General features: G+C 71.6%; 26 protein-coding genes. 15 read left to right on the forward strand and 11 right to left on the reverse strand.

Going from position 1 to position 25,902, the window contains the following annotated elements; translation table 11 throughout:
- Positions 1-23: 23 nt before the first annotated feature.
- Together ACZYRU_RS01455 and ACZYRU_RS01460 are read right to left on the reverse strand one after the other, a co-directional pair.
- Positions 24-791 carry a CoA-transferase subunit beta gene (locus tag ACZYRU_RS01455; protein WP_488955293.1) on the reverse strand — a complete coding sequence of 256 codons (768 nt, stop codon included), beginning with the start codon at positions 789-791 and terminating at the stop codon, positions 24-26.
- Entirely contained in the window at positions 788-1,606 is an 819-nt protein-coding gene (locus tag ACZYRU_RS01460; RefSeq protein WP_488955294.1) for a CoA transferase subunit A, read from the reverse strand. The genes ACZYRU_RS01455 and ACZYRU_RS01460 overlap by 4 nt, the downstream gene beginning before the upstream one ends.
- Before the next feature lie 142 nt (positions 1,607-1,748).
- Here ACZYRU_RS01460 and ACZYRU_RS01465 point away from each other — a divergent pair, with 142 nt between their 5' ends.
- Together ACZYRU_RS01465 and ACZYRU_RS01470 are read left to right on the forward strand one after the other, a co-directional pair.
- Positions 1,749-2,471 (forward strand): SDR family NAD(P)-dependent oxidoreductase, encoded by a 723-nt coding sequence (locus ACZYRU_RS01465; RefSeq protein WP_488955295.1) that lies wholly within the window; start codon positions 1,749-1,751, stop codon positions 2,469-2,471.
- Complete coding sequence (locus tag ACZYRU_RS01470; RefSeq protein ID WP_488955296.1) at positions 2,468-3,355, forward strand: aldo/keto reductase; 888 nt, start codon at positions 2,468-2,470, stop codon at positions 3,353-3,355. Before ACZYRU_RS01465 ends, ACZYRU_RS01470 begins: the two co-directional genes overlap by 4 nt.
- Here the strand turns inward: ACZYRU_RS01470 and ACZYRU_RS01475 are convergent.
- A complete protein-coding gene (locus ACZYRU_RS01475) occupies positions 3,346-3,789 on the reverse strand; it encodes a VOC family protein (protein ID WP_488955297.1) in 444 nt (147 codons plus the stop codon). The two genes, ACZYRU_RS01470 and ACZYRU_RS01475, sit on opposite strands and share 10 nt — an antisense overlap.
- 51 nt (positions 3,790-3,840) lie before the next feature.
- On the opposite strand from ACZYRU_RS01475, the gene ACZYRU_RS01480 reads away from it, so the two are divergent.
- The 4 genes from ACZYRU_RS01480 to ACZYRU_RS01495 all read left to right on the forward strand — a co-directional run bounded on the left by ACZYRU_RS01480 (position 3,841) and on the right by ACZYRU_RS01495 (position 6,915).
- Positions 3,841-4,593 carry an SDR family NAD(P)-dependent oxidoreductase gene (locus tag ACZYRU_RS01480; protein ID WP_488955298.1) on the forward strand — a complete coding sequence of 251 codons (753 nt, stop codon included), beginning with the start codon at positions 3,841-3,843 and terminating at the stop codon, positions 4,591-4,593.
- Between the two features lie 2 nt (positions 4,594-4,595).
- Positions 4,596-5,216, forward strand: a complete 621-nt coding sequence (locus tag ACZYRU_RS01485) for a gamma carbonic anhydrase family protein (RefSeq protein WP_488955299.1) — start codon at positions 4,596-4,598, stop codon at positions 5,214-5,216.
- Positions 5,213-5,770, forward strand: coding sequence for a PaaI family thioesterase (locus ACZYRU_RS01490; protein WP_488955300.1), 558 nt, complete (start codon positions 5,213-5,215; stop codon positions 5,768-5,770). The genes ACZYRU_RS01485 and ACZYRU_RS01490 overlap by 4 nt, the downstream gene beginning before the upstream one ends.
- 62 nt (positions 5,771-5,832) lie before the next feature.
- On the forward strand, positions 5,833-6,915 hold the full coding sequence (locus ACZYRU_RS01495) for a hypothetical protein (protein WP_488955301.1): 1,083 nt from the start codon (positions 5,833-5,835) through the stop codon (positions 6,913-6,915).
- A gap of 65 nt (positions 6,916-6,980) precedes the next feature.
- Here ACZYRU_RS01495 and ACZYRU_RS01500 read toward each other — a convergent pair whose 3' ends face one another.
- On the reverse strand, positions 6,981-7,856 hold the full coding sequence (locus tag ACZYRU_RS01500; protein WP_488955302.1) for an enoyl-CoA hydratase: 876 nt from the start codon (positions 7,854-7,856) through the stop codon (positions 6,981-6,983).
- 54 nt (positions 7,857-7,910) lie between these two features.
- Here ACZYRU_RS01500 and ACZYRU_RS01505 point away from each other — a divergent pair, with 54 nt between their 5' ends.
- Together ACZYRU_RS01505 and ACZYRU_RS01510 are read left to right on the forward strand one after the other, a co-directional pair.
- Positions 7,911-8,723, forward strand: coding sequence for a MaoC/PaaZ C-terminal domain-containing protein (locus ACZYRU_RS01505; RefSeq protein WP_488955303.1), 813 nt, complete (start codon positions 7,911-7,913; stop codon positions 8,721-8,723).
- Positions 8,720-10,102: an MFS transporter gene (locus ACZYRU_RS01510; protein ID WP_488955304.1), complete on the forward strand. Its 1,383-nt coding sequence runs from the start codon at positions 8,720-8,722 to the stop codon at positions 10,100-10,102. The genes ACZYRU_RS01505 and ACZYRU_RS01510 overlap by 4 nt, the downstream gene beginning before the upstream one ends.
- A 4-nt stretch (positions 10,103-10,106) precedes the next feature.
- Here the strand turns inward: ACZYRU_RS01510 and ACZYRU_RS01515 are convergent, their stop codons facing one another.
- A complete protein-coding gene (locus tag ACZYRU_RS01515; RefSeq protein WP_488955305.1) occupies positions 10,107-11,459 on the reverse strand; it encodes a pyridoxal phosphate-dependent decarboxylase family protein in 1,353 nt (450 codons plus the stop codon).
- Positions 11,460-11,578: 119 nt separating this feature from the next.
- On the opposite strand from ACZYRU_RS01515, the gene ACZYRU_RS01520 reads away from it, so the two are divergent.
- Genes ACZYRU_RS01520 through ACZYRU_RS01530 form a run of 3 tightly spaced genes read left to right on the forward strand, consistent with a single transcriptional unit; the run spans position 11,579 to position 14,764 of the window.
- On the forward strand, positions 11,579-12,106 hold the full coding sequence (locus ACZYRU_RS01520) for an Lrp/AsnC family transcriptional regulator (RefSeq protein WP_488955306.1): 528 nt from the start codon (positions 11,579-11,581) through the stop codon (positions 12,104-12,106).
- Between the two features lie 47 nt (positions 12,107-12,153).
- Positions 12,154-13,380 (forward strand): MFS transporter, encoded by a 1,227-nt coding sequence (locus tag ACZYRU_RS01525; protein ID WP_488955307.1) that lies wholly within the window; start codon positions 12,154-12,156, stop codon positions 13,378-13,380.
- A 19-nt stretch (positions 13,381-13,399) separates the two neighbouring features.
- Positions 13,400-14,764 carry a GH1 family beta-glucosidase gene (locus ACZYRU_RS01530; protein ID WP_488955308.1) on the forward strand — a complete coding sequence of 455 codons (1,365 nt, stop codon included), beginning with the start codon at positions 13,400-13,402 and terminating at the stop codon, positions 14,762-14,764.
- An 80-nt stretch (positions 14,765-14,844) separates the two neighbouring features.
- On the opposite strand, the gene ACZYRU_RS01535 is transcribed toward ACZYRU_RS01530, so the two are convergent.
- Positions 14,845-16,914, reverse strand: coding sequence for a galactose-binding domain-containing protein (locus ACZYRU_RS01535; RefSeq protein ID WP_488955309.1), 2,070 nt, complete (start codon positions 16,912-16,914; stop codon positions 14,845-14,847).
- Positions 16,915-17,046: 132 nt separating this feature from the next.
- Here ACZYRU_RS01535 and ACZYRU_RS01540 point away from each other — a divergent pair, with 132 nt between their 5' ends.
- Entirely contained in the window at positions 17,047-17,640 is a 594-nt protein-coding gene (locus ACZYRU_RS01540; RefSeq protein ID WP_488955310.1) for a TetR/AcrR family transcriptional regulator, read from the forward strand.
- 1 nt (position 17,641) lies between these two features.
- On the opposite strand, the gene ACZYRU_RS01545 is transcribed toward ACZYRU_RS01540, so the two are convergent.
- From ACZYRU_RS01545 to ACZYRU_RS01555, 3 genes are all read right to left on the reverse strand, one after another.
- Positions 17,642-17,842, reverse strand: coding sequence for a hypothetical protein (locus tag ACZYRU_RS01545; protein ID WP_488955311.1), 201 nt, complete (start codon positions 17,840-17,842; stop codon positions 17,642-17,644).
- Positions 17,843-17,993: 151 nt separating this feature from the next.
- A complete protein-coding gene (locus tag ACZYRU_RS01550; protein ID WP_488955312.1) occupies positions 17,994-18,770 on the reverse strand; it encodes a flagellar basal body-associated FliL family protein in 777 nt (258 codons plus the stop codon).
- A gap of 30 nt (positions 18,771-18,800) precedes the next feature.
- A complete protein-coding gene (locus ACZYRU_RS01555) occupies positions 18,801-19,562 on the reverse strand; it encodes a carboxymuconolactone decarboxylase family protein (protein WP_488955313.1) in 762 nt (253 codons plus the stop codon).
- Between the two features lie 279 nt (positions 19,563-19,841).
- On the opposite strand from ACZYRU_RS01555, the gene ACZYRU_RS01560 reads away from it, so the two are divergent.
- Complete coding sequence (locus ACZYRU_RS01560; RefSeq protein ID WP_488955314.1) at positions 19,842-21,665, forward strand: phosphoenolpyruvate carboxykinase (GTP); 1,824 nt, start codon at positions 19,842-19,844, stop codon at positions 21,663-21,665.
- A gap of 3 nt (positions 21,666-21,668) precedes the next feature.
- On the opposite strand, the gene ACZYRU_RS01565 is transcribed toward ACZYRU_RS01560, so the two are convergent.
- Positions 21,669-22,229: a TetR/AcrR family transcriptional regulator gene (locus ACZYRU_RS01565; protein WP_488955315.1), complete on the reverse strand. Its 561-nt coding sequence runs from the start codon at positions 22,227-22,229 to the stop codon at positions 21,669-21,671.
- A 66-nt stretch (positions 22,230-22,295) separates the two neighbouring features.
- Between ACZYRU_RS01565 and ACZYRU_RS01570 the strand changes: the two genes are divergently transcribed.
- Together ACZYRU_RS01570 and ACZYRU_RS01575 are read left to right on the forward strand one after the other, a co-directional pair.
- Entirely contained in the window at positions 22,296-22,949 is a 654-nt protein-coding gene (locus ACZYRU_RS01570; protein WP_488955316.1) for a lysophospholipid acyltransferase family protein, read from the forward strand.
- Between the two features lie 7 nt (positions 22,950-22,956).
- Complete coding sequence (locus tag ACZYRU_RS01575) at positions 22,957-24,105, forward strand: zinc-binding dehydrogenase (protein ID WP_488955317.1); 1,149 nt, start codon at positions 22,957-22,959, stop codon at positions 24,103-24,105.
- Between the two features lie 4 nt (positions 24,106-24,109).
- Here the strand turns inward: ACZYRU_RS01575 and ACZYRU_RS01580 are convergent, their stop codons facing one another.
- Positions 24,110-25,825, reverse strand: coding sequence for an FAD-binding dehydrogenase (locus tag ACZYRU_RS01580; protein WP_488955318.1), 1,716 nt, complete (start codon positions 25,823-25,825; stop codon positions 24,110-24,112).
- Positions 25,826-25,902 lie beyond the last annotated feature (77 nt).

A 25,902-nucleotide genomic window follows, 5' to 3' on the forward strand; every position in this document is an offset into this window, starting at 1 on the left:
CCGACGACGGGAGTACGACGCGCTCAGCGTCGTACCTCCTTGTCGCGCAGCCCCTTCGGGTCCAGGACCGTGCGGATCAGCTCGAGCTCCTCGGCCGTGGGCAGCCGCGTGGTGCCGGCCGTGCTGGTGTCGATCGCGAACCCCGTGTTCTCGGCGACCTCCTCGGCCGTGACGCCGGGGTGGAGCGAGCGCACCTTGAGCCGGCCCTCGTCGTCGTAGTCGAGGACGGCCAGGTCGGTGACCACGACGCCGAGGTCGTGGAAGCGCAGCGCGCTGCCCTCGTGGGCGCGGGCCCGGTCGTTGCCGACGCCGGACACGACGTCGACGGCCTCGACGAGGACGCGTGCGCTGTGGTTGCTGAGCCAGTAGTCCGTGCGGTGGTTGACCGTGTTGCCGGGCGCCCCGCGCACGCCGATCAGCTGCCGGGTCGGCTTGCGCCAGTCGCCGATCGAGGAGATGTTCTGGTTGCCGTAGCGGTCGACCTGGCTGGCGCCCATCATGCTGTGCCGGCGGCCGGTCGCGAGGATCTCGAAGACCCGGCGGAACGGCGCCCAGGACTCGATCGTCCCGCCGCCGGAAGCGTTGCGGCCCAGTGGCGGCGGCTCGCTCATCAGGAAGCAGTCGCCGTCGGTGAGGACCAGGTCGGGCTCGAAGGTGAGCTTCGCGAGCCGAGCGCTGATCGTCGGCACGATGCCGACCGCGTGGGCCAGGATCTCGCCGGACCCGCGCCAGGCGTCGGCGCAGGCGACGACGCAGACCTCGGCGCGGGTGACGTCGGTGGTCTCGCTCATCGGGTGCTCTCCTCGAGGTAGTTCTTCTCGAACGCGGCCCAGGTCTCCGGGTCGCGGGCGGCCTCGGCGTACGCGCGCTGCGAGGTCTCGTCGCGGCCGTAGTCCGGGTCACAGCTGGTGAAGCCGGCGCCGCCCGGCGCCTCGACGACGCCCGAGACGAACATCCGACTGACCAGCAGCGACTGCGGCGCGGCGGTCGCGGTCAGCTCCTCGGTGGGGACGATCTTCTCGACGCTCATGATGGTGCGGTCGGCGGCCATCGCGTACAGGTCGTCGAAGTACGGGTCCGGGCCGAGGTACTGGCCGTTGCCGGCTGCGTCCGCACGGTTGAGGTGGATCAGCGCGAGGTCCATCCGGACGCCGGGGACGGCGACGTAGACCTCGTCGTCGTACGGCGACGCGACGGTCTTGAGCTCCGGATTCATGGTGAGCACGTCGGAGGCGAGTCCGGCCCGGGTCGGCAGGAAGCTCAGCCGGCTGGCGCCGGCGCGCAGGGCGGCGACGAACATGCCCTCGTCGTACTCGGTCGTCTCGACGGTTCCGGCCTCGCGCGCGGCCCGGAAGTGCGGGTCGAGCGGGATGCTGTCGAGCGAGACGAAGCCGTAGACCAGCCGCTTCACCTTGCCCGCGGCGCAGAGCAGGCCCACGTCGGGACCGCCGAACGTGACGACGGTCAGGTCGGTCACGTCGCTGCGCAGCAGCTCGCGGACCAGTGCCATCGGCTTGCGCCGTGATCCCCAGCCGCCGATTCCGATGGTCATGCCCGACCGCACGTGGCTCGCCACGTCGGTCAGCTGCATGGTCTTGTCCGCCATCAGTCCTCCATACCTAGCGCTTGCTTGGTGGCGACTGTACCTGCGGACGCGCGGCAGTGCCACTGGAGGGGACTGCCCTTGCGGCCGGGTCGCCGTGGTGATTGCATCACAACAAGCAAACGCTTGGTAGAGAGGTGGACCGGTGACCGGACACGTGGTGGTGACGGGCGGGGCGAGCGGGATCGGAGCGGCGGTCGTCGACCGGCTCCGCGAGCGCGGGCACGCCGTGACGGTCTGGGACCTGGCCGCGCCGGCGCGTGAGGACGTCGGGCACACCGAGCTCGACGTGACCGACGCCGACGCTGTGGCTGCTGCGGTGCGCGCGGCCGAGGAGGACCGGGGCGTGGTGCGCCACCTGGTCGCCAGCCACGGCATCCGCGGCGCCTTTGTCCCCGCCCTCGACCTCGACCCGGCCGGCGTACGACGGATGCTCGACGTCCACGTCGTCGGCACCCTGCTGACCGTGACCGCCGTCGCCCGCCGACTGGTGGAGCTCGGCGCGACGCAGGGCGGGTCCGTCGTGACGCTGGCGTCGACGACGGCGTACCGCGGCTGGGTGAACCAGTCCGACTACGGCGTCGCCAAGGCTGCGATCCGCCAGCTCACGGAGAACCTCGCGATCGAGTGGGCCGGCCTCGGGATCCGGGTCAACGCGGTCGCCCCCGGCCACACGCTGACGCCGATGGTGCAGGACATGATCGACAACGGGTACGACGTCGGCCCGGTCGAGGCGCGCACCCCGCTGGGGCGCCTGTGCACGCCGGAGGAGATGGCGCGCGAGATCGTGCACCTGCTGCTCGACGCCACCTTCACGACCGGCGTCTGCGTGCCCGTCGACGGTGGCTGGACGGCGGTGGGCAAGTGAGTGCCCTGCCGAGGCGGCGTCTCGGTGATCTCGAGGTCTCGGCGATCGGCTTCGGCGCGATGACGCTGACCCAGACGCCGGAGAGCGACGTCGAGCGCGGGACCCGCGCGGTGCACGCCGCGCTCGACGCGGGGATCACGTTGTTCGACACCGCCGACGTCTACGGTCCGACCGGCTACGACACCGGCGGTGCCTATGGCGTCAACGAGCGTGCGCTGATGGCGGCGCTGCGGTCGTGGGGCGGACCGCTCGACGACGTCGTGATCGCCACCAAGGGCGGGCACACCCGCGACGGGCTGACCTGGTGGATCGACGGCGGACGCGACCACCTGCGGGCGGCCGCGCTGGCGTCGCGGGAGCGGCTCGGCCTCGACGTGATCCCGCTCTACCAGCACCACCGCCCCGATCCGCGCCGCCCGTACCGCGAGTCGATGGAGGCGCTGCGCAGCCTCGTCGACGACGGGATCGTCGCCCGGATCGGCATCTCCAATGCCGACGTCGACCAGATCAGGCTCGCGGCCGAGGTCGTCGGGGACGCGCTGGTGTCGGTGCAGAACGAGTACTCGCCGCTGGCGCGGAGCAGCGAGCCGGAGATCGACCTGTGCGCCGAGCTCGGCCTGACGTTCCTGTCCTGGGGGCCGTTCGGGGGCATGCGGGAGGCCAAGTCCCTCGGCTCGTCGTTCGCGCCCTTCGCCGAGGTGGCCGAAGCGCGTGGCGTCAGCCCCCAGCGGGTCGCGCTGGCCTGGCAGCTCGCGCGCTCGCCGTGGATCGTGCCGATCCCGGGAGCCAGTCGACCGGAGTCGGTGCTCGACTCGGTGCAGGCGGCGACACTCGTCCTCACCGAGGACGAGCTCGCCGGCTTGTCGGGTGCGGATCAGGCGTGAGTCGGCGGCTCGACCAGCTCCACGCGGACCCGGTCCGGGTCGAGCACGTAGACGACGCGATACCCGGCCATCGGGGCGCTCGCCACGATCGGGTCCGACAGCACCGTGGTCCCCGCGGCGCGCAGGCGATCGAGTGTGCGGTCCAGGTCAGCCACCGCGATCGCGACGTGCGCGGCACCGACGTTGCCGTTGTCCGGGTCGAGCACCACGTCCGACCCGCCGTCGTACTGCAGCAGCTCGACGACCGTCGAGCCCTCCTGGGCGTGGACGAAGGCCTGACGTACGACGACGCCCGGGTAGCCGGTCACGGCGTCGATCCGGGGACCGCTGCGCTCGTACGGCCCGAGCCGCTCGCCGCCGAGCAGGTCCTCGTAGAACGCGAGGGACCGTTCCATGTCGCTGACCGTGATGCCCACGTGATGGATCGTCGTCATGAACGAAACCTAGCAAGCGCTTGGTTTATGTGAAACCCTGAGGAGATGAACATGCCGGACACCGCACCCCACCCGCTCGTCGACCTGACCGACAAGGTCGTCGTGGTCACCGGTGCCAGCCGCGGGCTCGGCGCCGCCCACGCCCGCACGCTGGCGCAGGCGGGCGCCACCGTCGTGGTGACCGACCTCGCCGCCGACGGCGTCGCCGAGGTTGCCGCGGAGCTGGGGGAGCAGCACGCGTCCGCCGCCCTCGACGTGACCTCGCCCGAGGCCTGGGCCGACCTCGTGGCGTTCGTCGTCGAGAAGTACGGCCGCGTCGACGGCCTGGTCAACAACGCCGGCCGGTGCGAGTACGCGCACTTCCTCGAGACCTCCCCGGAGATGTTCGAGGGGCACTTCCAGGTCAACGTGATGGGCGCGGTCCACGGCATGCAGGCGTTCGCCCCGCACATGCGCCCGGGCAGTGCCATCGTCAACATCGCCTCGGTCGCCGGCTTGGCCGCCTGGCCCGGCAGCAGCGCGTACGGCGCCTCGAAGTTCGCCCTTCGCGGCGTCAGCCGGGCTGCTGCGATCGACCTCGGCGGCGAGCGAGGCATCCGGGTCAACTGCGTGCTGCCGGGCGCGGCCGACACCGCGATGCTCTCCGAGGCCTCGCGCCAGGGCGGCGGCGTCGTCGCGACACTGCCCGTCCCGCGCGCCGCGCGCCCGCACGAGATCAGCGCGATGGTGACCTTCCTGCTCAGCGACGCGGCGAGCTACTGCACCGGCCAGGACTTCGTGGTCGACGGCGGGATGAAGGCCTGACCATGCCGTTCTACGAGATCGACGGCGTCGTCCCGGTCTGCGACCCGACGTCCTACGTTCACCCGTCGGCCGACGTGATCGGCGACGTCATCATCGGTCCCGGCTGCTACATCGGCCCCTCGGCCAGCCTCCGCGGTGACTTCGGCCGGATCAGGGTCGAGGCCGGCTCCAACGTCCAGGACTCGTGCACCGTGCACGTCTACCCCGGTGCTGACTGCGTCCTCGGCGAGGGCAGCCACGTCGGCCACGGCGCGATCCTGCACGGCTGCGTGCTCGAGCCGCGGGTCCTGGTCGGCATGAACTCCGTCGTGATGGACGGCGCCCGGATCGGCGAGGACTCCCTCGTCGGCGCCGGGAGCGTCGTCAGTGCGGGGTTCGTCGCCCCGCCGCGCTCGCTGGTGGTCGGCAGCCCGGCGAAGGTCCTCCGCGAGCTCGACGAGGCCCAGCTCGCCTGGAAGTCCAACGGCCCCGACGTCTACCGCCAGCTGGCCGAGCGCTCGCTCGCCACGATGCGCGAGGTGGCGCCACTGGCCGCCGAGGAGCCGGACCGGGCGCGGGTCAGCACCGACGCCTCGGTGAGCAAGCCGCTGCACGAGCTGCGGGCGGAGCGGGAGTCGCGGTGAACCCCCGCCGCGACCTGACGGAGGCGGTGCGCGAGCTCGCCTCTGCGATGGCCGTCACCGACGTCGACGACCCGGAGATGGTGCTGGCGGCCGCATCGGTGCGGGAGCTGACCAAGCTGCTGCGGGAGCGGCAGCTGGACGACGTCCCGCGGACGCCGTACGACGAGGCGGTCGGTGCCACCCACTACGGCTGGCACCTCGACAACCCGGCCCTGCCGGGGCTCACCATGGTCTTCGATGGTGGCCGGGCGACTGCGGTGGTCCCCGACGGTCTCGGGAAGGCCTACGCCGGCCCGCCCGGCAAGCTGCACGGTGGCGTCGGCGCGCTGCTGCTCGACGTGCTCCTGTCGAGCCTGGTCCAGCACCACGGCGTCCGCGCCGTCACCGCGTCGCTCAACGTCGACTACCGCGCCGCCACCCCGCTCGACGTACCGCTGCGGATCACCGGGGAGATCGTCGGCCGCAGTGGCCGGAAGGTCGAGACCGTCGGTGCGCTGTGGTGCGGTGAGGTCGCGACGGTCGAGGCGCGGGGGCTGTTTGTCCAGATCGGCTAGAGGAAGTGAAATCTCCTCAATGCTGCTGCGCGACGACTGGCTGCACGCCTAACGTGCCTCGCGTGCTGGCGGACGCCGATCAGGATCAGGCATCAAGACAGAGGTTCGTGTTGCGAACCGGGCTGACAACTCGCCGACGTGCCCTCGCCCTTGCGGTGCTCGTCAGTCTGGGACTGGTCTTGGTCGGAGTGGCGCCGGCCCGCGCCACGGGCTGGCCCCCGCCTTCGCCGACGGTCCACGACGGGTGCGGAACTGTGCAGGACCGGTTCTTCGTCCCGGCGAGCACGGGGGAGTACGCCGATGTCTCGTGGTTCCTCGGGGCCATCAACGAGGGGAGGAACCTGAGCTCGGGCGCTTGGAACTCGTCGGCGGGTGCGTCCTCTGTGACGGTGACCGCGAAGGACTACGCGAATCCAGCCAATCCGGAGGCGTCCTACACGCTCACGTTCGGCGTCAGCACTGCGGTATGCGTGGAGGCCGAGGATACGGTCGCCACGACGATAGGTGCCTGCAATCCGTCGAACAACGGCACCCAGGTCACGTTCACCTACACGAACACCGATGACGCCACTGACTGGTATCGCAAGGGCATGCAGGTCAACGTCGAGTTCTGGAACGGCGACTATGCGATCCGCGACGCCTATGTACTGCTCGCTCAAGGTGAGGTTGCCGATGGGGCGTCGGCTTCGGTGACTGGAGGCGACGCTTCGGAAATCGGCTCGTACAACGGCCAGTTCAACCAGTTCCGTCTGTATCCCGGGACATATCGACTCTGGCTCTACGGCGCCGGCGTCGCTCCGCACTACTTGGCGAACACCCTGTTCGTACCTCCGTGCGGTACATCATCGCTCGTGCCGGATGATCCCATGGGTGGGCCTCTGCCCGCATGGCTCCAGTCCTCCGCCAAGGTAGGGCAATGCACGGCGAAGAACACGGTCAAGGTCCGTCTCGACGCGCGTAGCTCGGCGATCCCGGTCGACTACCGCGTGACGTCGAAGCCGAGGCGGGGCAAGAAGAAGGAGCGCGCCTTTCAGGTCGGTGCCGGCGCGAGGTCGATCGTCACTCTTCGGAAGCAGCGTTCGGGCACGCTGGTGAAGGTCTCCGTTGGCAGCAAGGTCCTGTCCAAGCGTCGACTGAGCTGCTGACCCGCTAGGCGGGGGGCTGCGAGGCCCTGACGGGTGGCAGCCGCCAGGGCCGAGCGCCGCGGTGGCTACAGCTCGCCGGCGTCCCGCTTGTTCGACTCGGCCATGGCGGCGGCGTCGAGGCCGGCGAGCGAGTCGACGGTCACCTCGGCGTTGTGCGAGTGGGCGGCGTGGTGGAGCCCGAAGACGGAGTCCATGCCGGCACGCTGACCCATCAGGTCCTCGGCCTGGTTGATCGCCTTCTTGGTGAGGGCGAGGCCGAGGCGGGGCATGGCGGCGATGCGGCGGGCCATCTCGTCGACGGCGGCGTCCAGCTCGGGGCGCGGGACGAGGTGGTTGACCATGCCGAGCTCGTGGGCGCGGCGGGCGTCGAAGCGGCCGCCGGTGTAGAGGAACTCCTTGGCGGCGCGGGGGTTCATCACCCAGGGATGGGCGAAGTACTCGACGCCGGGGATGCCCATCTTGACGACGGGGTCCTGGAAGAAGGCGTCGTCGGAGGCGATGATGAAGTCGCAGACCCAGGCGAGCATCAGGCCGCCGGCGATGCACGCTCCCTGCACCTTCGCGATGACCGGCTTGGGGATCTCGCGCCAGCGGCGGCACATTCCGAGGTAGACCTCGGACTCGCGGGCGAACCGCGCGTCGACGCCCTGCGCGCCGACGTGGTCCCACCAGATGACGGCCTTGCGCTCGAACGACTCGTGGATGTCGCGGCCCGGGGTACCGATGTCGTGGCCGCCGCAGAAGTGCTTGCCGTTGCCGCCGAGCACGATCACCTTGACCGCGTCGTCGTCGACGGCGTCGGTGAAGGCCTGGTCGAGGGCGTAGGTGACCTTCGAGTTCTGCGCGTTGGCGTACTCCGGCCGGTTGAGGGTCACGTAGGCGACGCCGTCGCGGACGTCGTACGTCACCACCGGCTCGGTGGTCGTGGTCTCGTCGCTCATGGCTGCTCCCGGGGTCGTCGTACAAACCTAGCGTTTGCTTGGTATCGTAGCAGGATGACGATGCAACCCGACCTCGATGTGACCGACACCGCTGACTGGGCCGGCCGGTCCCTCGGGGAGCGCGAGGTCAGCTGGGACGAGCGCGACGCGATCCTGTTCGCGCTCGCGGTGGGTGCCCCCGCCGAGCGGCTGGACCTCGTCTTCGAGCGCGAGCTGAAGGTGCTGCCGACCTTCGCACTGACCCTGGCGCAGTGGGCGCCCGACGTGCTGGGTTCGGCGGGTGCCTTCGACGTCGGTACGGCGCTGCACGGCTCCCAGAGGCTCGAGGTGCTCGCGCCGATGCCGGCCACCGGTACGACGCTGATGCAGGCTCGGGTCGGCAACGTGTGGGACAAGGGCGCCGCCGCGGTCTTCGAGGTCGTCGTCGAGTGCGAGTACGTCCGCGCCACGTGGTCGATCTTCGCGCCGGGCCGGGGTGGCTTCGGTGGCGAGCGCGGCCCGGGCCGCACGGCCGGTCCCGAGGGCGACCCGATCGCGACCGTCGGCCTCGACGTCGCGGCCAACGCCGCGGCGCTCTACCGACTGAGCGGCGACCGCCACCACATCCACATCGACCCTGTCGCGGCCGAGAAGATCGGTCAGCCGCGGCCGATCCTGCACGGCCTCGCGACCCTCTCGGCCGCCGTGCTCGCCGCCGCCGAGGCGCAGGGCGCCTCCCCGGCCGACCTGACCCTGCTCGAAGGAAGGTTCAGCAGTGCTGTCTTCCCGGGCGAGCACCTGACCGTGCCGGTGTGGGCGGACGGCTCGTTCCGCGTCGACACCGAGCGCGGTACGGCGATCGACGGCGCGCGCGCCCTCTTCGCGTGACCACCGCCGCGGCGCCGGCGACCCCAGCCGTCCGGCTGCGGCCGGTCGTCGCGGTGCTCGCCGCCGCCGGCCTGGTCGGGATCCTCTCGCAGGCGCTGCTCATCCCGCTGCTCGGCGACCTGCCCGCGCGGCTCGACGTCAGCGGCGAGGCCGCGTCCTGGGCGATGACCATCTGCCTGGTCGCCGCCGCGGTGGCGACGCCGGTCAGCGGTCGCCTGGCCGACATCGTCGGTCGCAAGCGGGTCCTCGTCTGCTGCCTGTTCGCGACGACCGTCGGCAGCGTGCTGTGCGCGAGTGGCGGGCACTACCCGCTGCTCCTCGCCGGCCGCGCGCTGCAGGGCGCATCGAGCGCGGTCATCCCGCTCGGCATCAGCGCCCTCGCCGAGATCGCGGTCGGCGTCGGCCTGCAGCGCGGTGCTGCGCTGATCAGCGCCACCATGGGCATCGGTACGGCGGGCGGCGTCGCCTTCTCTGGGCTGATCGCGGCCGTCGCCGACTGGACCGCCGTCTTCTGGGTCGCTGCCGGGCTCGGTCTCCTGGTCACCGCTGCCGTCATCGTCGTGGTGCCGACCCCCAACCCGGACCCAGACCGAGCAAGCGACCGGACAAGGTTCGACGGCATCGGCTGCGTGCTGCTGTCCGTCGGACTCGCCACCGGCCTGCTCGCCGTCACCAACGGCGGCCGCTGGGGCTGGGCCAGCGCGCCGACGATCGGCTGCGCCGTCGGCGGCCTGCTCGTGCTGGCCGGCTGGTGGCGCTGGGAACGGCGTACGACGGACCCGCTGGTCGACCTCGACTCCGCCACCGAGCCACGAATGGCGCTGGTCCAGACGGCCTCCGTGCTCGCCGGCGTCGCGATGTTCACCCACGTGCTGGTGCTGCCCGTGCTCCTGCAGCACCCGGTCGACGGCAGTGCCGTCAGCATCCTCGTGGCCGGGCTGTGCCTGGTCCCCGCGGGTGTCGCGATGATGCTCGCGGCCCCGCTCGGGTCCTGGCTGGTCGACCGCCGTGGCGCTCGGTGGGCTCTCGCGGCGGGCCTGGTCTGCAGCAGCATCGGGTACGCCGCCTCCGCGGCCACCGCCCCGTGGCCGGCCGCGGTGGTCGTCGCGTCGGTCGTCATCGGGATCGGCATCGGCCTGTCCTTCGCGACCCTGCCGTTCCTGGTGGTCCGGCTCACCGCGCCCGAGGCGGTCGGTGCGGTCAACGGCCTCAACACCCTGATGCGGATGATCGGCGCCTCGGTCTCGAGCGCCGTCATCGGCGCCCTGCTCGCTGCCCAGGCCGGGTCGGCCGTCGGGTACGCCCTGGCCTACGGCTGGGGCGCGGTGGCGGCGGCGGTCGGCGGGCTGCTCGCCGTACGGCTCCCGAAGGAGCTGTAGCAGCTCAGACCGTCGTCGTCGTGAGGATGTCGATGACCGCCGCCGGGTCGGTCGCCGGGTTCACGAACGCCAGCCGCAGCACGGTCTGGCCGCGCCACGACGTGGGGACGCAGAGGATCCGGCCGGCGCGGGAGAGCTCGTCGGACCAGGCGTAGTAGTCGTCGCGGGTCCAGCCGGGGCGGTCGAACAGCAGTACCGACAGGTCCGGCTCCATCAGCAGCCGCAGGCTGGCGCTCTCCCTGATCGCGTCGGCGACGGCCCGCGTGGTGGTGAGCGTCTGCTCGACGGCGGCGGCGTACCGATCCGTGCCGTGCACCGCCAGGCTGAACCAGAACGGCAGCCCGCGCACCCGCCGCGACAGGTGCACGGCGAGGTCGGTCGGGTTCCACGCCTCGCGGTCGATCCGGTCGAGGTACGACGCGTGCTGGCTGTGCGCGGCGCGGGCCAGGTCGGGGTCGCGGTAGAGCAGCGCGCAGCAGTCGTACGGCGCGAACAGCCACTTGTGCGGGTCGACGATGAAGCTGTCGGCGCGCTCGATGCCGGTGAACCGGGCACGGGCGGAGGGGGCTGCGAGCCCGGCGCCGCCGTACGCGCCGTCGACGTGCAGCCAGATGCCGTGCTCCTCGCAGACGTCGGCGACGTCGGCGAGGTCGTCGATGATGCCGGCGTTCGTCGTGCCGGCCGAGGCGACGACGGCGAAGACGCCGGGCTCGTCGGCGATGGCGGCGCGCACGGCGGCACCGGTCAGCTGGCCGCGGTCGCCCTCGGGGACCTCGACGACCTCGACGTCCATCACCCGTGCGTCGGCGAGGATCGAGGAGTGCGCGCCGGAGGTGCAGGCGATCCTCCAGCCGCCCTCGGGACGGGACCCGCGGCGAGTGAGCGCGGTGTGCCGCGCGGTCACCAGGGCCGACAGGTTGCCGGAGGTGCCGCCGGAGACGAAGCAGCCGCCGGCCTCCTCGGGCCAGCCGAGCAGGGAGACCAGCCAGGCCAGCGCCTCGTTCTCGGCGAAGATCGCGCCGGCGCCGGCCTCCCAGGTGCCGCCGAAGATGTTGAAGCTCGACACCACGGCGTCGAACGCGAGGGCGGCCCGGGTCGGCGCGGCCGCGATGTAGGCCAGGTTGAGCGGGTCGTCCTGGGCGCGGGTGGCGGGCGCGATGACGTCCTGGAAGACGGAGAAGGCCTGGTCGACGCCGATGCCCGCGGGGGTGATCGTCGTACCGGCGTCGGCGCGCAGCGCGGAGATCGGGCGCGCGGTGGTCTTCGGGTCGGACGGGCTCGAGATCCGGGCGGACGCGATCTTCACGGCGGCTTCGGTGACGCGACGCTCGTCGCCCCAGATGTGGGTGGCCTGCATGGGCTGAGCAGATCAGGTCGGCGCCGGACTCCACAACCTGACCATTGGGAGGTGATCAGGATGCACATATCTGTCGAGCAACTGGCAGCGCAAGTAGGCAGATTGACTAGATTGGACGCGTGCTGACCCTGGACCAGATCGACCTCGCGCTGCTCACCGCCCTCACCGAGCACCCGCGCGCCGGCGACCTCGAACTGTCGCGGCAGACGTCGGTCGCCCGGGCCACCGTGCAGAGCCGGCTGCGCCGGTTGACCGAGGCCGGCGTGATCGCCGACTGGGACCCGACCCTCGACGTCGCCGCGGCCGGGTTCGAGGTGCAGGCCTACGTCACGCTCGAGATCGCCCAGGGCGCGCTCGACGAGGTGGCCCGCGACCTCGAGCAGATCCCGCAGGTGCTGGAGGCGTACGTCACCACCGGCTCGTTCGACGTCCTGTGCCGGGTCGCGACCCGCTCCCACCCCGAGCTCCAGGCGACGCTGGTGCGGATCGACCAGGCCTCCGCGGTCGTCCGCTCGACCAGCGTCATGGTGCTGTCGGTGCTGGTGCCGCCGCGCGTGCTCCCGCTGCTGGCCAGCGCGGAACCGGTGCCGAGTCGCCGCGCTCCGGCGTACCGCGACCAAAGTGGGACATCTGTACTAGACGGTTGACCCACACGCTCGGGATCCGGCACGCTGCCCGTATGGAGGGGCAGGCCGTGGCGAGCGCGCTCCGCGACCCGGTCGAGCCGGCGCCCCGGTCCTGGGTCGCCGCGATCTCGCTGGCGAACGCGGGTCTGTACACCGCGTGGTTCGGCCCGATCCTGACCCTCCTGGGGTTGCAGGCCGAACGCTTCGCCGGTGACGACAAGGAGGCCGCGCTGGCCTGGGTCGTCGGTCTCGGCGCGCTGTGCTCGACGGTGGCGAACCCGGTGTTCGGGGCGCTCTCGGACCGCACGACCTCGCGGCACGGCCGCCGCATCCCGTGGACCGTGGGCGGCGCGCTGGGCGGCGCCGCGTGCCTGGCCCTGCTCGCGTTCGCGCCGAACCTCGTGGTCGTCGCGATCGCCTGGTGCCTGGCCCAGGTCGCCCTCAACGCCAACCTCGCCGCGATCACGGCCGCCGTCCCGGACCACGCGCCGCACCGCCAGCGCGGGGCCGTCGGCGGGTACCTCGGCCTGGCCCAGACCCTGGGTGCCGTGGCCGGTGCGGGACTCGCCGCGGCGCTCGGCGGGATCGCCGGCGGCTACCTCGCCTGCGCCGTGGTGCTGCTGGTCGTCACGGTTCCGTACGTCGTGCTGCGCCGCGACGTCGTGCTCGACCCGGACGAGCGCCGCCCGTTCGACTGGGCATCGTTCGCGCGGTGCTTCTGGGTGAGCCCGCGGCAGCACCCCGACTTCGCCTGGGCCTGGCTGGTCCGCTTCCTGGTGAACCTCAGCTTCTCGATCGGGCTGGTCTATCTCCTGTACTACCTCGACGACGAGGTCGGCTACAGCGACCCCGAGACGGGGGTCTTCGTGCTCAGCGCGGTGAACTCGCTCGCCCTCCTCGTCACGGTGCTCGGCGCCGGCGTCGTGTCCGACCGGGTCGACCGCCGGCGGGTGTTCGTCCTCGTCGCCGGCCTGGTCATCGCGGGCGCGACGCTGACCCTCGCCGCCGTCGACGACTGGCCCTCGGCGGTGGTGGCGGTGGCGATCCTCGGGCTCGGGATGGGCGTGTTCACCTCGGTCGACCTCGCGCTGATGATCGACGTCCTGCCGGACGCGGCCGATCGTGGCAAGGACCTGGGCGTGGTGAACATCGCCGCCGCACTGCCCCAGGTGCTTGCGCCGGTGCTCGCCGCCCCGCTGGTCGCCTGGGGCGGCTATCCGGCGCTGTACGTCGTGGCCGCGGTGATCGCCACCTCCGGGGCACTGGCCGTGCTCCGCATCCGCTCTGTCCGATGAAGCCCGTGGAGGAACCCACATGACTGACCTGCCCGTCCTGCCCGCCGGCTTCGAGTACGGCGTGGCCACCGCGGCGTACCAGATCGAGGGTGCGCCCGACGCCGACGGGAAGGGGCCCTCGATCTGGGACACCTTCGTCGCCGAGCCGGGCCGCGTCCTGAACGGCGACACCGGGGCCGTGGCCTGCGACCACTACCACCGCCATGCCGAGGACGTCGCGCTCGTGCGCGACCTCGGCGCCGACCTGTACCGCTTCTCGGTCTCCTGGCCGCGGATCCAGCCCGAGGGTGCGGGACCGGTCAACGGGCCCGGCCTCGACTTCTACGACCGGCTGGTCGACGAGCTCGCCGCCGCCGGGGTGAAGCCGGCCGTCACGCTCTACCACTGGGACCTGCCGCAGGCGCTCCAGGACGCGGGCGGCTGGCAGGACCGCGCCACGGCCGAGCGCTTCGCCGACTACGCGGCCGCCGTCGTCGACCGCCTCGGCGACCGGGTGGACCGGTGGATGCCGCTCAACGAGCCGGTCGTCGCCACGATGATGGGACACGCGCTCGGCGTCCACGCCCCCGGTCTGGCGCTCGGCTTCGACGCCCTGCCCGTCGCCCACCACCTGCTGCTCGGCCACGGGCTCGCGGTCGCGGCCCTGCGAGCCGGGGGAGCCACCAGCGTCGGCATCGCCAACAACCACCAGCCGGTGTGGTCGGTGTCCGAGGCGCAGGAGGACCGCGACGCCGCCGGCCTGCTCGACACGATCTACAACCACCTCTTCTCCGACCCGGTCCTGCGCGGGGCCTACCCCGACGGCTTCGCCGAGGCGATGCCCGGCCCGGTCGCCGAGGACCTCGCGGTCATCGCCGCACCCCTGGACTGGTACGGCGTCAACTACTACACGCCGCTCCTCGTCGGCGCCCCGACCGACGACGCCGGGCCCTCGCCGGTCCTGGACGGTGCCTCGGCGGCTGGTCTGCCGTTCACGCCCCACGAGCTGGCCGGCGTACCGACCACCGACTTCGGCTGGCCGATCGTCCCCGAGGCGCTGACCGAGGTGCTGGTCGGGCTGAAGGACCGGTACGGCGCCGCCCTGCCGCCCGTGCTGGTGACGGAGAGCGGGTGCTCCTACCACGACCAGGCCGGGCCCGACGGCGTCCAGGACCAGGCCCGGATCGACTACCACGACGCCCACCTGCGGGCCGTCGCCCGGGTGATCGAGGCCGGGGTCGACGTCCGCGGCTACGTCGCCTGGTCCCTCATGGACAACTTCGAGTGGGCGATGGGCTTCCAGGAGCGCTTCGGCCTGGTGCACGTCGACTACGCCACCCAGGCCCGAACGCCCAAGGCGTCGTACCGCTGGTTCCAGCAGCTGATCGCCGCCGGCCGGGCCTGAGCGGACCCACCCCGAAGAGGCTGCGGACGGCGACCACTCCCTCCCGGCTGGCCGCCGTCCGAACCCGACTCGGTCCCTGGTCAGGGGCCGAAGACCTGGACCTCCCACAGCGAGTACCCGTAGTTCGTCGCGCGGCTCACGCCGTGCACCCGCAGGTAGCGCGCGGTCACCGGTGCGAAGCTCGCCACGTCGAGGCCGCCGTTGCCCTGGTCGGTGGACCAGACCGTGCGCCAGCTCGAGGCGTCGTCGGACACCTCGATCCGGTAGCTGCGGCCATAGGCGGCCTCCCAGTCGAGGAGCACCCGGGCGACCGTACGGGGCTGGTGCAGGTCGATCTGCAGCCACTGGTCGGCGCTCCACTCGCTCGCCCACCGTGTGCCCGGGTCACCGTCGCGCGCCTTCCAGCCGGAGTAGTCGTAGAACGACCACCACTCGGCGCTGCTCGCGGTCACCCACGAGGACCGTGCGAGGTTCTCCGGGGCGTTGTACGCCGTCGTCGCGGCCCAGGTGTCGAGGTAGGTCCGGGCTCCCTGGAACATGTCGTGGACCGCGTCGGTGCCGCCGACCCGGCGGATGTCCTCGATCCAGTCGGGCATCAGCCCGTAGTGCGCGACGCCGTCGGTGTTGACGTCCCAGGTCCGCTCGCCGGTGACCTGGCGGTCGAGGACCGCTCCGCCGTCGGTGCTGCGGAACGGGTACTCCACCTTGTTCGGCGCGTCCGCACCGCGCGGGGCCGGCCAGCCGCCGACGCCGTTCATGTCCATGCCGATGCCGATGCCCTTGTCGTACTTCGTGCGCAGCGCGTCGGTGCGTGCGGCCTCCTGCACGAAGCCCGGGCCGGCGGAGTCGTAGATCCCGCTCATCCCGCCGAGCTTGAACACCCGCTCGGTCCAGCTGATGTCCATCCAGCTGTGGCTCGACAGCACGCCCGGGTAGCCGACCGCCTCGAGCATGCTCAGCGCCCGGTCGGCCGCCTTGACGCTCATGTGGTCGATCTCGAGCATCATGTGCCGCTTGATCAGCCCGTTGACGGCGTACTCGCCGAGCCTGGTCAGGCCACGCACGTTGCACTTCGCGCTCGGGTCGTACGTCGGGACGCCGCCCGGCGGGACCGGCAGCTGCGGCGGCGCGGGTGCGTTGCCGATCGGGTTGTCGTACTGGGGGCCCTTGCACTGCTCGGTCTGCCAGAAGGTGCCGGTGGAGAAGAACTGGCCGACGTTGATCAGCGTGCCCTGGGTGCCGGGGTCGAAGCGGACGCCGCACAGGGCGTTGTCGACCTTGTGGCACAAGAACATGCTGCGCACGCCGAGCGCCTGCAGCTCGTCGAGACCGCGGTCGATGTCGGCCTTGCTGCACTGGGCGACGTCCATGATCTGCTTGCAGCCGAACGGCTCGGACGTCTCGACGCCCAGCACGACGGCGAGGCGTCCCGACTCGATGACCTGCTGGGCCTGCTCCGGCGAGGTGACGATGCGGAAGAAGCCGCGGCCGGTGCCGCCGTAGACCTGGTCGATGTAGTCCTGCATCTCGTAGGTCTTCTTGGCCTGCAGCCGCACCGAGTCCATCTCGTCGCAGCCGCGGTCCTTGGGCATGATCGGCAGCGAGCAGATGATGCCGTTGCTGGTGAGGTCGGTGACCATCACCCGCAGGCCACCGCGCCAGGCGCGCTCGATCCAGGCGTAGTAGTTCTGCTGGTGGCTCAGCGAGTCGTGCCGCGGCCAGTCCTTGAAGGTCGGCCAGCCGACCGGGTCGTGGTGCCAGTCCGGGTCGGCGGTGAGGTTCTCGAAGATCGCGCCGAAGCCGTCGGGGTAGTGCTCGGGGCAGTCCTTGAGGGCGTCGGCGATGCCCTTCTGCGAGAACGGCTTGCCGCAGATCATCCGGCCGCCGAAGCCCTCGTTGGTCATCACGTGGTTGTGCAGGTCGGCGAACCCGCGGACGTCACCGTTCTTGTCGGTGCCCGTGAACGGGGCGCCGGTCACGTTGACCTCCGAGTCGGGGGCGGGCCGGTTGGCCGGCTCCCACCAGGGGTCGCCGGGCGCGGCGCCGGCGCTGCGTCCGGGCGTGAGGAACGCCAGCGCGAGCAGCAGCACGGTGGCCAGTGCGGTGCAGAGCGTGCGGCTGCGATGCGGTGCCCGGCGGATGGATGACATGACGCCTCCCGAGAGTTGTGATCGGCGTCACCGTAAAGTGGGACAAGCGACCCGGTCAAGCGTCTCAGACTGCCGCTGGGACGGTCGTGGACAATGGCCGCTGCACTGCAGACGAGATGGGGAGGGTGACGGATGGCACGGGTCGCGGCCGAGGACCGGCGCCGGTTGCTGGTGGACGCGGCGATCCGCGTGATGGCCCGCGACGGCGTCCCGCGCGCGACCACCCGCTCGATCGTCGGCGAGGCCGACATGGCGCTGGCCGCCTTCCACTACTGCTTCCGTTCGAAGGCCGAGCTGCTCGAGCGCGTCGCGGAGGAGATCCTGGCCCGCACGCTCAGCCCCGCGCTGGAGATCGTGACGGGTGAGGGCACGCTCGAGGAGCGGGTGCGCTCGGGCGTGGCGTCGTACTGGCGGCACGTCGTCGAGCACCCCGACGAGCACCGGCTGACCTACGAGATCACCCAGTACGCCAGCCGCACCGAAGGACTGGAGGTGCTGGCCCGCCACCAGTACCGCGCGTACGTCGACGCGCATCGCAGCCTGCTCGAGGCCCTGATCGAGCACGACGAGCTCACCCTGGCCCGGCCTGCCGAGGACGTCGCCCGGTACCTCGCCGCCGTCGTCGACGGGATCACCCTGCTCTACCTCAACGAGGGTGACGCGGCCGCCGCCGCGACCGCCCTCGACGTGGCCGTCGACCACCTGCTGGGGCTACTGGGCTGCTGAGTCAGTCGCCCTCGTCCGGCTCGGTCCCGGTCTCGTCGTCGTCCGGAATCACCTCGCCGTCGAGCAGGTGCTCGACCAGGCCCTGCGCCTGACCGGGGGTCGGCGGGGCGTCGAAGTCCTCGGTCGCCGGCACCAGCTCGTAGAGCTCGGCCAGGCTCACCTCGTCGCCCGGACGCGTGTCATCGGTCCTCGGGTCCCCCATGATCCGAGCCTAGGCGCTACCGCGTCGGCGGGGGCCGGAAAGTTTTTCCTCGCAACATGATGACAACAGAGCGCGCGCTCTGGCATGCTGCTCTCGCCGCCGCAGGTGACCCGAGACGCCTGCGGCGGCTTCCATTTTTCCCTCGCCCGGCTCAGGACTTGAACAGCAGCGCGGTCTTGAAGTCCGTGTTCATGTAGTTCACCAGCGAGGTCAGCCTCTTCTCCGGGACCTTCACCCGCGACGTACCGATGGTGACCGCGACGACATTGCCGTAGACGCTGGAGTTCCACTGCCCCTGCACGAAGGACGGGTAGAGGCTGCCGTCGGGCAGCTCGAAGTCCGTGTCCTTCATCGCACTCTGTGCGGCCTTGGCGTGCCGCTCGGTGTCGAAGACGAGGAACACGTGGGTCAGCCGGACCTTGCCGCCGAGGGCGGTGAAGACCCACCGGGCGGCGTACTCGCAGCGTTGGTCGGTGAGCACCGACCCCTTCTCGACCGGCGCGCAGCTGGGGTGGTCCGTCGAGCTGACCAGGGTGGCGTGGTGCTCCACGTCGCCGAGCTTGAAGTCCCAGTCGCCCGGGAAGTCGGCGACCTCGACGTCGTTGTGGATGTCGTCGTCGGTGTCGTCGGACGGGGTGTACGGCGTCGTCGGGCCCGAGGTCGGCGTCGCGGGGGTGCCCTCGGAGGTGGCCCGGGACGTGGGCGCCGAGGTCGTCGTGCTGCGGGTCGGCTCGTCCGCGGCCCGGTCGTCGTCGCCCCCACCCGCGACGAGGAAGGCGCCGACCGCGACCGCACCGAGCAGCACGATGGCGAGCAGGACGCCGCCGATGACCAGCGCGACCCGCGCACCGCTGCCCTTGTGTGGCGGGGGACCGAAGGGCGGGTACGGCGGCGGCGGTCCCGTCGGAGGAGGGGGCGGGAAGCTCATGGGGGCGGTCCTACCCGTCCTGGTCGTGGCTCAACCGAGCCCGAAGACGACGCTTCCGTCCTCGAGGACGTCGTAGACCTCGATGCCCTCGGCGACGTGCGCCTCGTCGGTGCCGAGCGCGACCGCGACCTTGTTGGCGGCATTGCGGAGCAGGTCGAGGACCAGCTCGACCTGCTCGGCGGGTGAGTAGTGGGTGTGGACCGCGGCGACCAGGTCGGGGCCGAGCCCGGCGGGGTCCCAGACCAGGGCGTCGACCACGGCCAGGCCGGTGCGGTGCCGCTCCGACAGGTTGCTCTCGGTGTAGTCGTCGATCGCGTCGTAGGTCTCCTCGGTGCCCCCGGCGACCAGCGCCGAGCGGCTGCGCAGCGACTGGCAGATCCGGCAGTTGTGCTGGCGGGCCTGGCGCAGCCGGAGCACCTCGGTGGTCACCGGGTCGAGCACGCGCAGCCGGGCGATCGCGCGCCACAGCTCGTCGAGGGTGGGCCACGGGTCGTCGACCGTGCCGTCGGCCGTCGGCTCAGGCCGGCGCTCCCCGGCGAGCTGGCCGAGGGCCCGCCGGGCGCGGGGCACCCAGTCGGCGACGTACAGCTGGCCGGCGAAGGTACGGGTCCGCGGGCCGAGGGTGGCCGCCAGCGCCTGCCGCTGCCCGGTGCTGATCACCGACACGTCGAGCGCGAACTGCTCGGCGAACGCGACCACGTCGGCGGCCTCGTCGGCGACCAGCTCGTCGAGCGGGACGACGGGCAGACGGTCCAGCAGGGCGGCGACCTCGGGCGCGTGGGTACGGAGCACGACGCCAGCAGATCAGGCGGTCCGTGGCGTCCGGAGCCGCCGTGCCGGTGGCCGGGACGCGGCGCCGCGCATTCGAACGATCCAATCCGGAGCGTCGCCGGAACCGTCGTGAGACGGAGGCTTCGCCGATGTGCGTGAAGGCAAAACGGGTGTCATGGTGACTGTCACGCGGACGACGGTGTCCACGGATCGCACGATTCGAACCCCGGAAAAAACCGGGTGGGCTGTGGGGTAGCGTGCCCACACCTTGTCAAGGACCGAAAGGCTGGCGAATAGCACATGGTTGATGTGGAGCGGACGCTCGACGAGGCGGGTCTCACCAACCCCCACGTCCGTGAGTACGTCGCACACTGGGCCAACATCACCGGAGCAGAGCGCATCGAGGTCGTGTCCGCGGCCGACGACGCGCGCCTGATCCAGGAGGCACTGGACGCGGGCGAGCTGCTCCCCGCCGGCGAGGGCCGTTACTACTCGCGCTCCTACTTCAAGGACACCGCTCGCGCGGAGGAGCGCACCATCGTCGCGACCTCGAACGAGGCCGACAAGGGCATCTACAACAACTGGAAGCCCTCCGCCGAGATGAAGCCGAAGCTCGTCGAGCTGATGACCGGCGCCTCGGTGGGCAAGACGATGTACGTCATCCCCTACCTCATGTCGCCGAAGGGCTCGCCGGTCGAGAAGTTCGCCGCCGGTGTGGAGCTGACCGACAACCGCAACGTCGTCATGCAGATGATCCGCATGGCCCGCGTGGGCGTCGAGTACGTCAACGACCTCGGCGACTCGTTCGTCAAGGCCGTGCACGTCACCGGTGACCTGGAGAACCTCGGTCAGGGCACCCCCGACGACAAGCGCTACTTCGTGACCGTCGCCGACGAGCGCACGATCCTGCACTTCGGTTCGTCGTACGGCGGCAACGCGCTGCTCGGCAAGATCGCCCACGGCCTGCGCCAGGGCTCCTACGACGGCTGGAAGAACGGCTTCCTCGTGGAGCAGTTCATGCTGCTCGGCATCACCGACAAGGAGACCGGCAAGAAGTACAACATCTGCGGTGGTTTCCCGTCGGCCTCGGGCAAGACGAACCTCGCGATGACGCTGGCTCCCGACGCCCTCGGCGACCGCTACTACGTCGAGTTCTACGGCGACGACATCGCGTGGATCTGGGTCGGCGACGACGGCAAGCTCTACGGCATGAACCCGGAGAACGGCGTCTTCGGTGTCGCGAAGGACACCAACGAGAAGACCAACCCGACGGCGATCGACTCGATCGTCGACGGCACCGGCGCCATCTTCACCAACGTCGCCTACAACCCGAAGACCCAGGAGGTCTGGTGGGAGGGTCGCGGCGACAAGCCGACCGACCTCGACGGCTGGGAGGACTGGAAGGGCGACGTCATCGCCGACCGGGCCCCCGAGAACGCCGACGACCCGTGGGCGCACCCCAACAGCCGCTTCACGACCACCCTCGCGAACGTCCCGAACGTCGCCAAGGACTTCGAGGCCCCCGAGGGCGTCGAGATCCACGGCATCATCTTCGGTGGCCGCACGCGCGACCGTGAGCCGCTGATCCGTGCGATCACCGACGTCGCCGAGGGCGTCTACGACGGCCTCACCCTGGGCGCCGAGGCCACCGCGGCGGCCGACGGCCTCGAGGGCGTGCTGCGCTACGACCCGATGTCGATGCGTCCGTTCATGTCGTACTCGGAGGCGGACTACGCCGCGCACTGGCTCGAGGTCATCGGCCGCGCGACGACCAAGCCGATCTTCGCGCACGTCAACTGGTTCCAGCGTGGCGAGGACGGCCGCTTCCTGTGGCCCGGCTACCGCGAGAACCTGCGCCCGCTGAACTGGCTCATGGAGTTCCTCAACGGCGAGGTCGAGGGCGTCCAGACCGCCGTCGGCGTGCTGCCGAAGCGCGAGGAGCTCAACCTCGAGGGTCTCGACGAGCAGTGCCTCGCCGACCTGGACACGCTGCTCACGATCGACGTGGCGCGCTGGCAGCAGGAGATGGGCTTCCGCGAGAAGCACCTCGCCCAGTTCGACGGCCTGCCGGAGGAGATCTGGGAGGCGCACCGTCGGGTCGCGTCCGCGCTCGACAACGCCTGAGCTTCACCTCTTGGCGGCACCCCGGCTCTTCGGAGCCGGGGTGCTGTGCTTTTCCAGCAGTACGTCGAGCGCCGCGGTCGGGTCGATGCCCGTCGGCTCGGTCGCGCGGCGGCTGGTGAGTGCGGCCAGGCCGTGCACGCCGGACCACAGGGCGAGTGCTTCCTCGGGGCTCGGGCTGCGGCCGGTCGTGCGGGCCAGGGTGGCGCCGAGGTCGGTGAACCAGCGGCCGGTGATCTCGCGCAGGTTCCCGCCGGCGCCCTCGAGCAGGTCGTGCCGGGTGACCAGCGCGAACATCTCCGGGCGCTGCTGCGCGAAGTCGAGGTAGGCCCGGGCTGCCGCTCGCAGGTCGTCCCCGGCCAGGGCCGGGCCGATCTGCCGGTCCAGGTCCTCGAGGCCGCCGCGGGCGATGGCCGCCAGCAGGGCCTGGTACGTCGGGAAGTGGCGGCGCGGGGCGCCGTGGGAGACCCCGGCTGCGCTCGCGATCGAGCGCAGCGAGATGCCGGCCAGGCCGTGCTCCTCCAGCAACGCGGTGCCGACGGTGACGAGGTGGTCGCGCGGGCTCACGTAGACATTGTCTACGGTGCCGGGGCAGACTGCCAGTAGACACCGTCTACCTGTCCGGGAGGATGCATGTGGTTCTGGGTGCTGCGGTGGGTCCTGCTCGGCCCGGTCGTCCGGTGGTACACCCGCCCCCGGGTGCTTGGCCTGACGCACGTCCCGGCCTCCGGCCCGGTCGTGGTCGCCGCCAACCACCGCGCCGAGATCGACTCGCTGGTGCTCTCCCTGGTGCTGCCGCGGCAACCGCGGTTCCTGGCCAAGGCTGAGTACTACGCCGGCCACGGCCTGCGTGGCCGGCTCGAGCGGTGGCTGTGCTCGGTCACGGGCCAGATCCCCGTCGACCGGGCCGGCGGTGACGCCGCGTCCGCCTCGTTGGCCGCGGCCGAGGGGCTGCTGCGGTCCGGCGGCGTGTGGGCGATCTACCCCGAGGGCACCCGCTCCCCGGACGGCCGGCTGCACCGCGGCCACACCGGGGTGGTCCGGGTCGTGCGGGCCGTGCCCGAGACGGTCGTGCTGCCGGTCGGCCTGCTCGGCACCGAGCTCGTCGACCCGCCCGGCCGCCGGCGTCGGGGGTGGCGCCGCGGGCGGGTCACCGTCGTGGTCGGCGCGCCGGTCGACGTACGGCAGGGGGAGGTGCGGGCCGCCACCGATGCGCTGATGGCCGCGATCGGCGAGCTGACCGGCCAGCAACCACTCACGGAGTACGTCCCCCGGCGAACGGCATGATGTCCGCATGCGCGCCGTCGTCTGCCACCAGGCCGAGCTCACCGTCGAGGACCTCCCCGACCTGACGCCCGAGCGGGGGCAGCTGCTCATCGACGTGGAGCGGTGCGGGATCTGCGGCTCGGACCTGCACGCCCGGCTGCACTGCGACGAGACCGCCTCCGACGTCGCCGAGCTCGGCTACGACCACTTCATGAGGTCGACCGACCGGGTCGTGATGGGCCACGAGTTCGTCGGCACCGTCGCCGACTACGGTCCCAGGACCCGGCGGCTGTTCCCCGTCGGCACCCGCGTCGTCGCGCTGCCGGTGTTGCGCGCCGGCGGCTCCACGCACCTGACCGGGCTGAGCCCGCTGGCCTCGGGCGGGTACGCCGAGCAGGTGCTCGCCGTCCCGTCGATGACGATGCGCGTGCCCGACGAGCTCGACGCCGACGCCGCGGCCCTCACCGAGCCGATGGCGGTCGCCCTGCACGCCGTACGCCGGGGAGAGGTGGGAGCGAAGGACACCGCCGTCGTGATCGGCTGCGGCCCGATCGGCCTGGCCGTGATCGCGATGCTGAAGGCCACCGGCGTGCGCCACGTGATCGCCAGCGACTTCTCCGCCGGCCGCCGTGCCCTCGCCGAGAAGATGGGGGCCGACGTCGTCGTGGACCCCGCCGACGAGTCGCCGTGGGCCTCCTTCACGGAGTCGAAGCGCTACCTCACCGAGGCGATCGCCCTGGCCGACCTCGGCATCGACGCGATGGACAAGCTGCGCGCCGTACCCCTCCTGCCGTGGGCGCACGTCATGCGCGCCGCCGAGAAGGCCGGCGCCACCCCGCGCGGCCCGGTCGTCTTCGAGTGCGTCGGCGTCCCCGGCATGATCGAGCACGTCGTCGCCAACGCCCCGCTGCTCTCGCGCGTGGTCGTCGTCGGCGTCTGCATGGGCCAGGACTCCTTCCGCCCGTCGATGGCGATCAACAAGGAGATCGACCTGCGCTTCGCCTTCGCCTACGACCCCAGCGAGTTCCACCAGACCCTGCAGTGGATCGCCTCCGGCAAGGTCGAGGTCCGCCCGCTCGTCACCGGGGTCGTCGGCCTGGACGGTGTGGCTGGTGCGTTCGAGGACCTCGGCGACCCGGAGCGGCACGCGAAGATCCTGGTCGACCCGTCGGCCTGAGGCCTCAGCCGCGTCCGACCGCCCGCCCGGCGGCGCGGCCGGAGAAGATGCAGCCGCCGAGGAAGGTGCCCTCGAGCGCGTTGTGGCCGTGCACGCCGCCACCGCCGAAGCCGGCGACCTCGCCGGCGGCGTACAGGCCCGGGAAGGGCGAGCCGTCGGGGCGGACGACCTGGCTGTCGAGGTTCGTCTCGATCCCGCCGAGGGTCTTGCGGCTCAGGATGTTGAGGCGTACGGCGATCAGCGGGCCGTGCGCCGGGTCGAGGATCTTGTGCGGCTTGGCGACGCGCATGATCCTGCCGGTGCGGTCCTTGCGGCCGTTGTGGATCGCCATCACCTGGGCGTCCTTGCAGTAGGCGTTGTCGATCTGGCGGTCGCGGTCCTCGATCTGCTTGCGCAGCACGGCGACGTCCAGGACCCGGCCGCCACGGGCGATCTCGTTCATCCCGGCGACCAGCTCGTCGAGGTCGGTGGCGACGACGAAGTCCTCGCCGTGCTCCTTGAACGCCTCGACCGGGCTCGTGGCGCCCTTGCCGAGCCGCTCCTTCAGCATCAGCTTGACGTCCTTGTCGGTCCAGTCCGGGTTCTGCTCCGAGCCGGAGAGCGCGAACTCCTTCTCGATGATCGACTGGGTCAGCACGAACCACGAGTAGTCGGCGCCGGTGGCGAGGATCTGCTTCATCGAGCCGGTCGAGTCGGCGCCCGGGACACCCGACATCCCGCGAAGCCGCTGGCCGTCGGCGTCGAACCACATCGACGACGGGCCGGGGAGGATCCGGATGGCGTGGTCGGGCCAGACCGGGTCCCAGTTGTGGATGCCCTCGACGTAGGCCCACATCCGGTCCTTGTTGACCAGGTGGGCGCCGGCGGCCTCGGAGATGGCGAGCATCCGGCCGTCGACGTGGGCGGGTACGCCGGCGATCATGTGCTCGGGTGCGGGGCCGACCCGGTCGGTGGGCCAGTTGGCGCGCATCAGCTCGAAGTTGTGGCCGATCCCGCCCGAGGTGACGATGACGGCGGGGGCGCGCAGCTCGAAGGAGTCGACGACCTCGCGCGACGACTTCTCGCCGCGTCCCAGGTCGGACGGCTCGAGGACCGAGCCCCGCACGCCGACGCAGGCGCCGTCCTCGACGACCAGGTCGTCGACCTGGTGCCGGAAGGCGAAGCGCACCTGGCCCCGGGCCTCCGCGGCCTCGACCGGCTCGAGGAAGACCCGGACCACCTCGGGGCCGGTGCCCCAGGTCAGGTGGAAGCGCGGGACGGAGTTGCCGTGGCCGCTGGCCGAGCCGTCGCCGCGCTCGGCCCAGCCGACGAACGTGAGGGACTTGAGGCCGAGCTCGCGCAGGTAGGCGCGCTTCTCGCCGGCCGCGAAGTCGACGTACGCCCGCGCCCAGCGACTGCCCCAGTGGTCCTCGCCGCGCTCGGGGCCCGCGTCGTCCGGGTCCTCGCCGATCCGGTCGAAGCCCGCCGAGCCCTGCCAGTCCTGCCACGCCAGCTCGGGGGAGTCCTTGATCCCCATCCGGCGCTGCTCGGGGGAGTCGACGAAGAACAGCCCGCCCAGCGACCAGAACGCCTGGCCGCCGAGGTTGGCGCGGTTCTCCTGGTCGAGCACGAGCACCTTCCTGCCCGCCTTGACGGCCTCGTGGGTCGCGACCAGGCCGGCGAGGCCGGCGCCGACGACGATCGCGTCGGGCTGGAAGGTGGGGTCGACGCTCTGGCTCATCGGGGTCCTCGCTGCTCGGAAGGGGCGGTTCTGTTCCAGGTCCCATTCTGGGGGGCGGCCGGTTGGGTCGAACGCGA

This window comes from Nocardioides sp. F233, from assembly GCF_057813895.1.

What these genes read in the sequence shown, in the direction of transcription:
- ACZYRU_RS01455 (WP_488955293.1), bottom strand. Translation starts at nt 791, where the DNA reads ATGAGCGAGACCACCGACGTCACCCGCGCCGAGGTCTGCGTCGTCGCC.
- ACZYRU_RS01460 (WP_488955294.1), bottom strand. Translation starts at nt 1,606, where the DNA reads ATGGCGGACAAGACCATGCAGCTGACCGACGTGGCGAGCCACGTGCGG.
- ACZYRU_RS01475 (WP_488955297.1), bottom strand. Translation starts at nt 3,789, where the DNA reads ATGACGACGATCCATCACGTGGGCATCACGGTCAGCGACATGGAACGG.
- ACZYRU_RS01480 (WP_488955298.1), top strand. Translation starts at nt 3,841, where the DNA reads ATGCCGGACACCGCACCCCACCCGCTCGTCGACCTGACCGACAAGGTC.
- ACZYRU_RS01485 (WP_488955299.1), top strand. Translation starts at nt 4,596, where the DNA reads ATGCCGTTCTACGAGATCGACGGCGTCGTCCCGGTCTGCGACCCGACG.
- ACZYRU_RS01500 (WP_488955302.1), bottom strand. Translation starts at nt 7,856, where the DNA reads ATGAGCGACGAGACCACGACCACCGAGCCGGTGGTGACGTACGACGTC.
- ACZYRU_RS01505 (WP_488955303.1), top strand. Translation starts at nt 7,911, where the DNA reads ATGACGATGCAACCCGACCTCGATGTGACCGACACCGCTGACTGGGCC.
- ACZYRU_RS01515 (WP_488955305.1), bottom strand. Translation starts at nt 11,459, where the DNA reads ATGCAGGCCACCCACATCTGGGGCGACGAGCGTCGCGTCACCGAAGCC.
- ACZYRU_RS01530 (WP_488955308.1), top strand. Translation starts at nt 13,400, where the DNA reads ATGACTGACCTGCCCGTCCTGCCCGCCGGCTTCGAGTACGGCGTGGCC.
- ACZYRU_RS01535 (WP_488955309.1), bottom strand. Translation starts at nt 16,914, where the DNA reads ATGTCATCCATCCGCCGGGCACCGCATCGCAGCCGCACGCTCTGCACC.
- ACZYRU_RS01540 (WP_488955310.1), top strand. Translation starts at nt 17,047, where the DNA reads ATGGCACGGGTCGCGGCCGAGGACCGGCGCCGGTTGCTGGTGGACGCG.
- ACZYRU_RS01545 (WP_488955311.1), bottom strand. Translation starts at nt 17,842, where the DNA reads ATGGGGGACCCGAGGACCGATGACACGCGTCCGGGCGACGAGGTGAGC.
- ACZYRU_RS01550 (WP_488955312.1), bottom strand. Translation starts at nt 18,770, where the DNA reads ATGAGCTTCCCGCCCCCTCCTCCGACGGGACCGCCGCCGCCGTACCCG.
- ACZYRU_RS01560 (WP_488955314.1), top strand. Translation starts at nt 19,842, where the DNA reads ATGGTTGATGTGGAGCGGACGCTCGACGAGGCGGGTCTCACCAACCCC.
- ACZYRU_RS01570 (WP_488955316.1), top strand. Translation starts at nt 22,296, where the DNA reads ATGTGGTTCTGGGTGCTGCGGTGGGTCCTGCTCGGCCCGGTCGTCCGG.
- ACZYRU_RS01575 (WP_488955317.1), top strand. Translation starts at nt 22,957, where the DNA reads ATGCGCGCCGTCGTCTGCCACCAGGCCGAGCTCACCGTCGAGGACCTC.
- ACZYRU_RS01580 (WP_488955318.1), bottom strand. Translation starts at nt 25,825, where the DNA reads ATGAGCCAGAGCGTCGACCCCACCTTCCAGCCCGACGCGATCGTCGTC.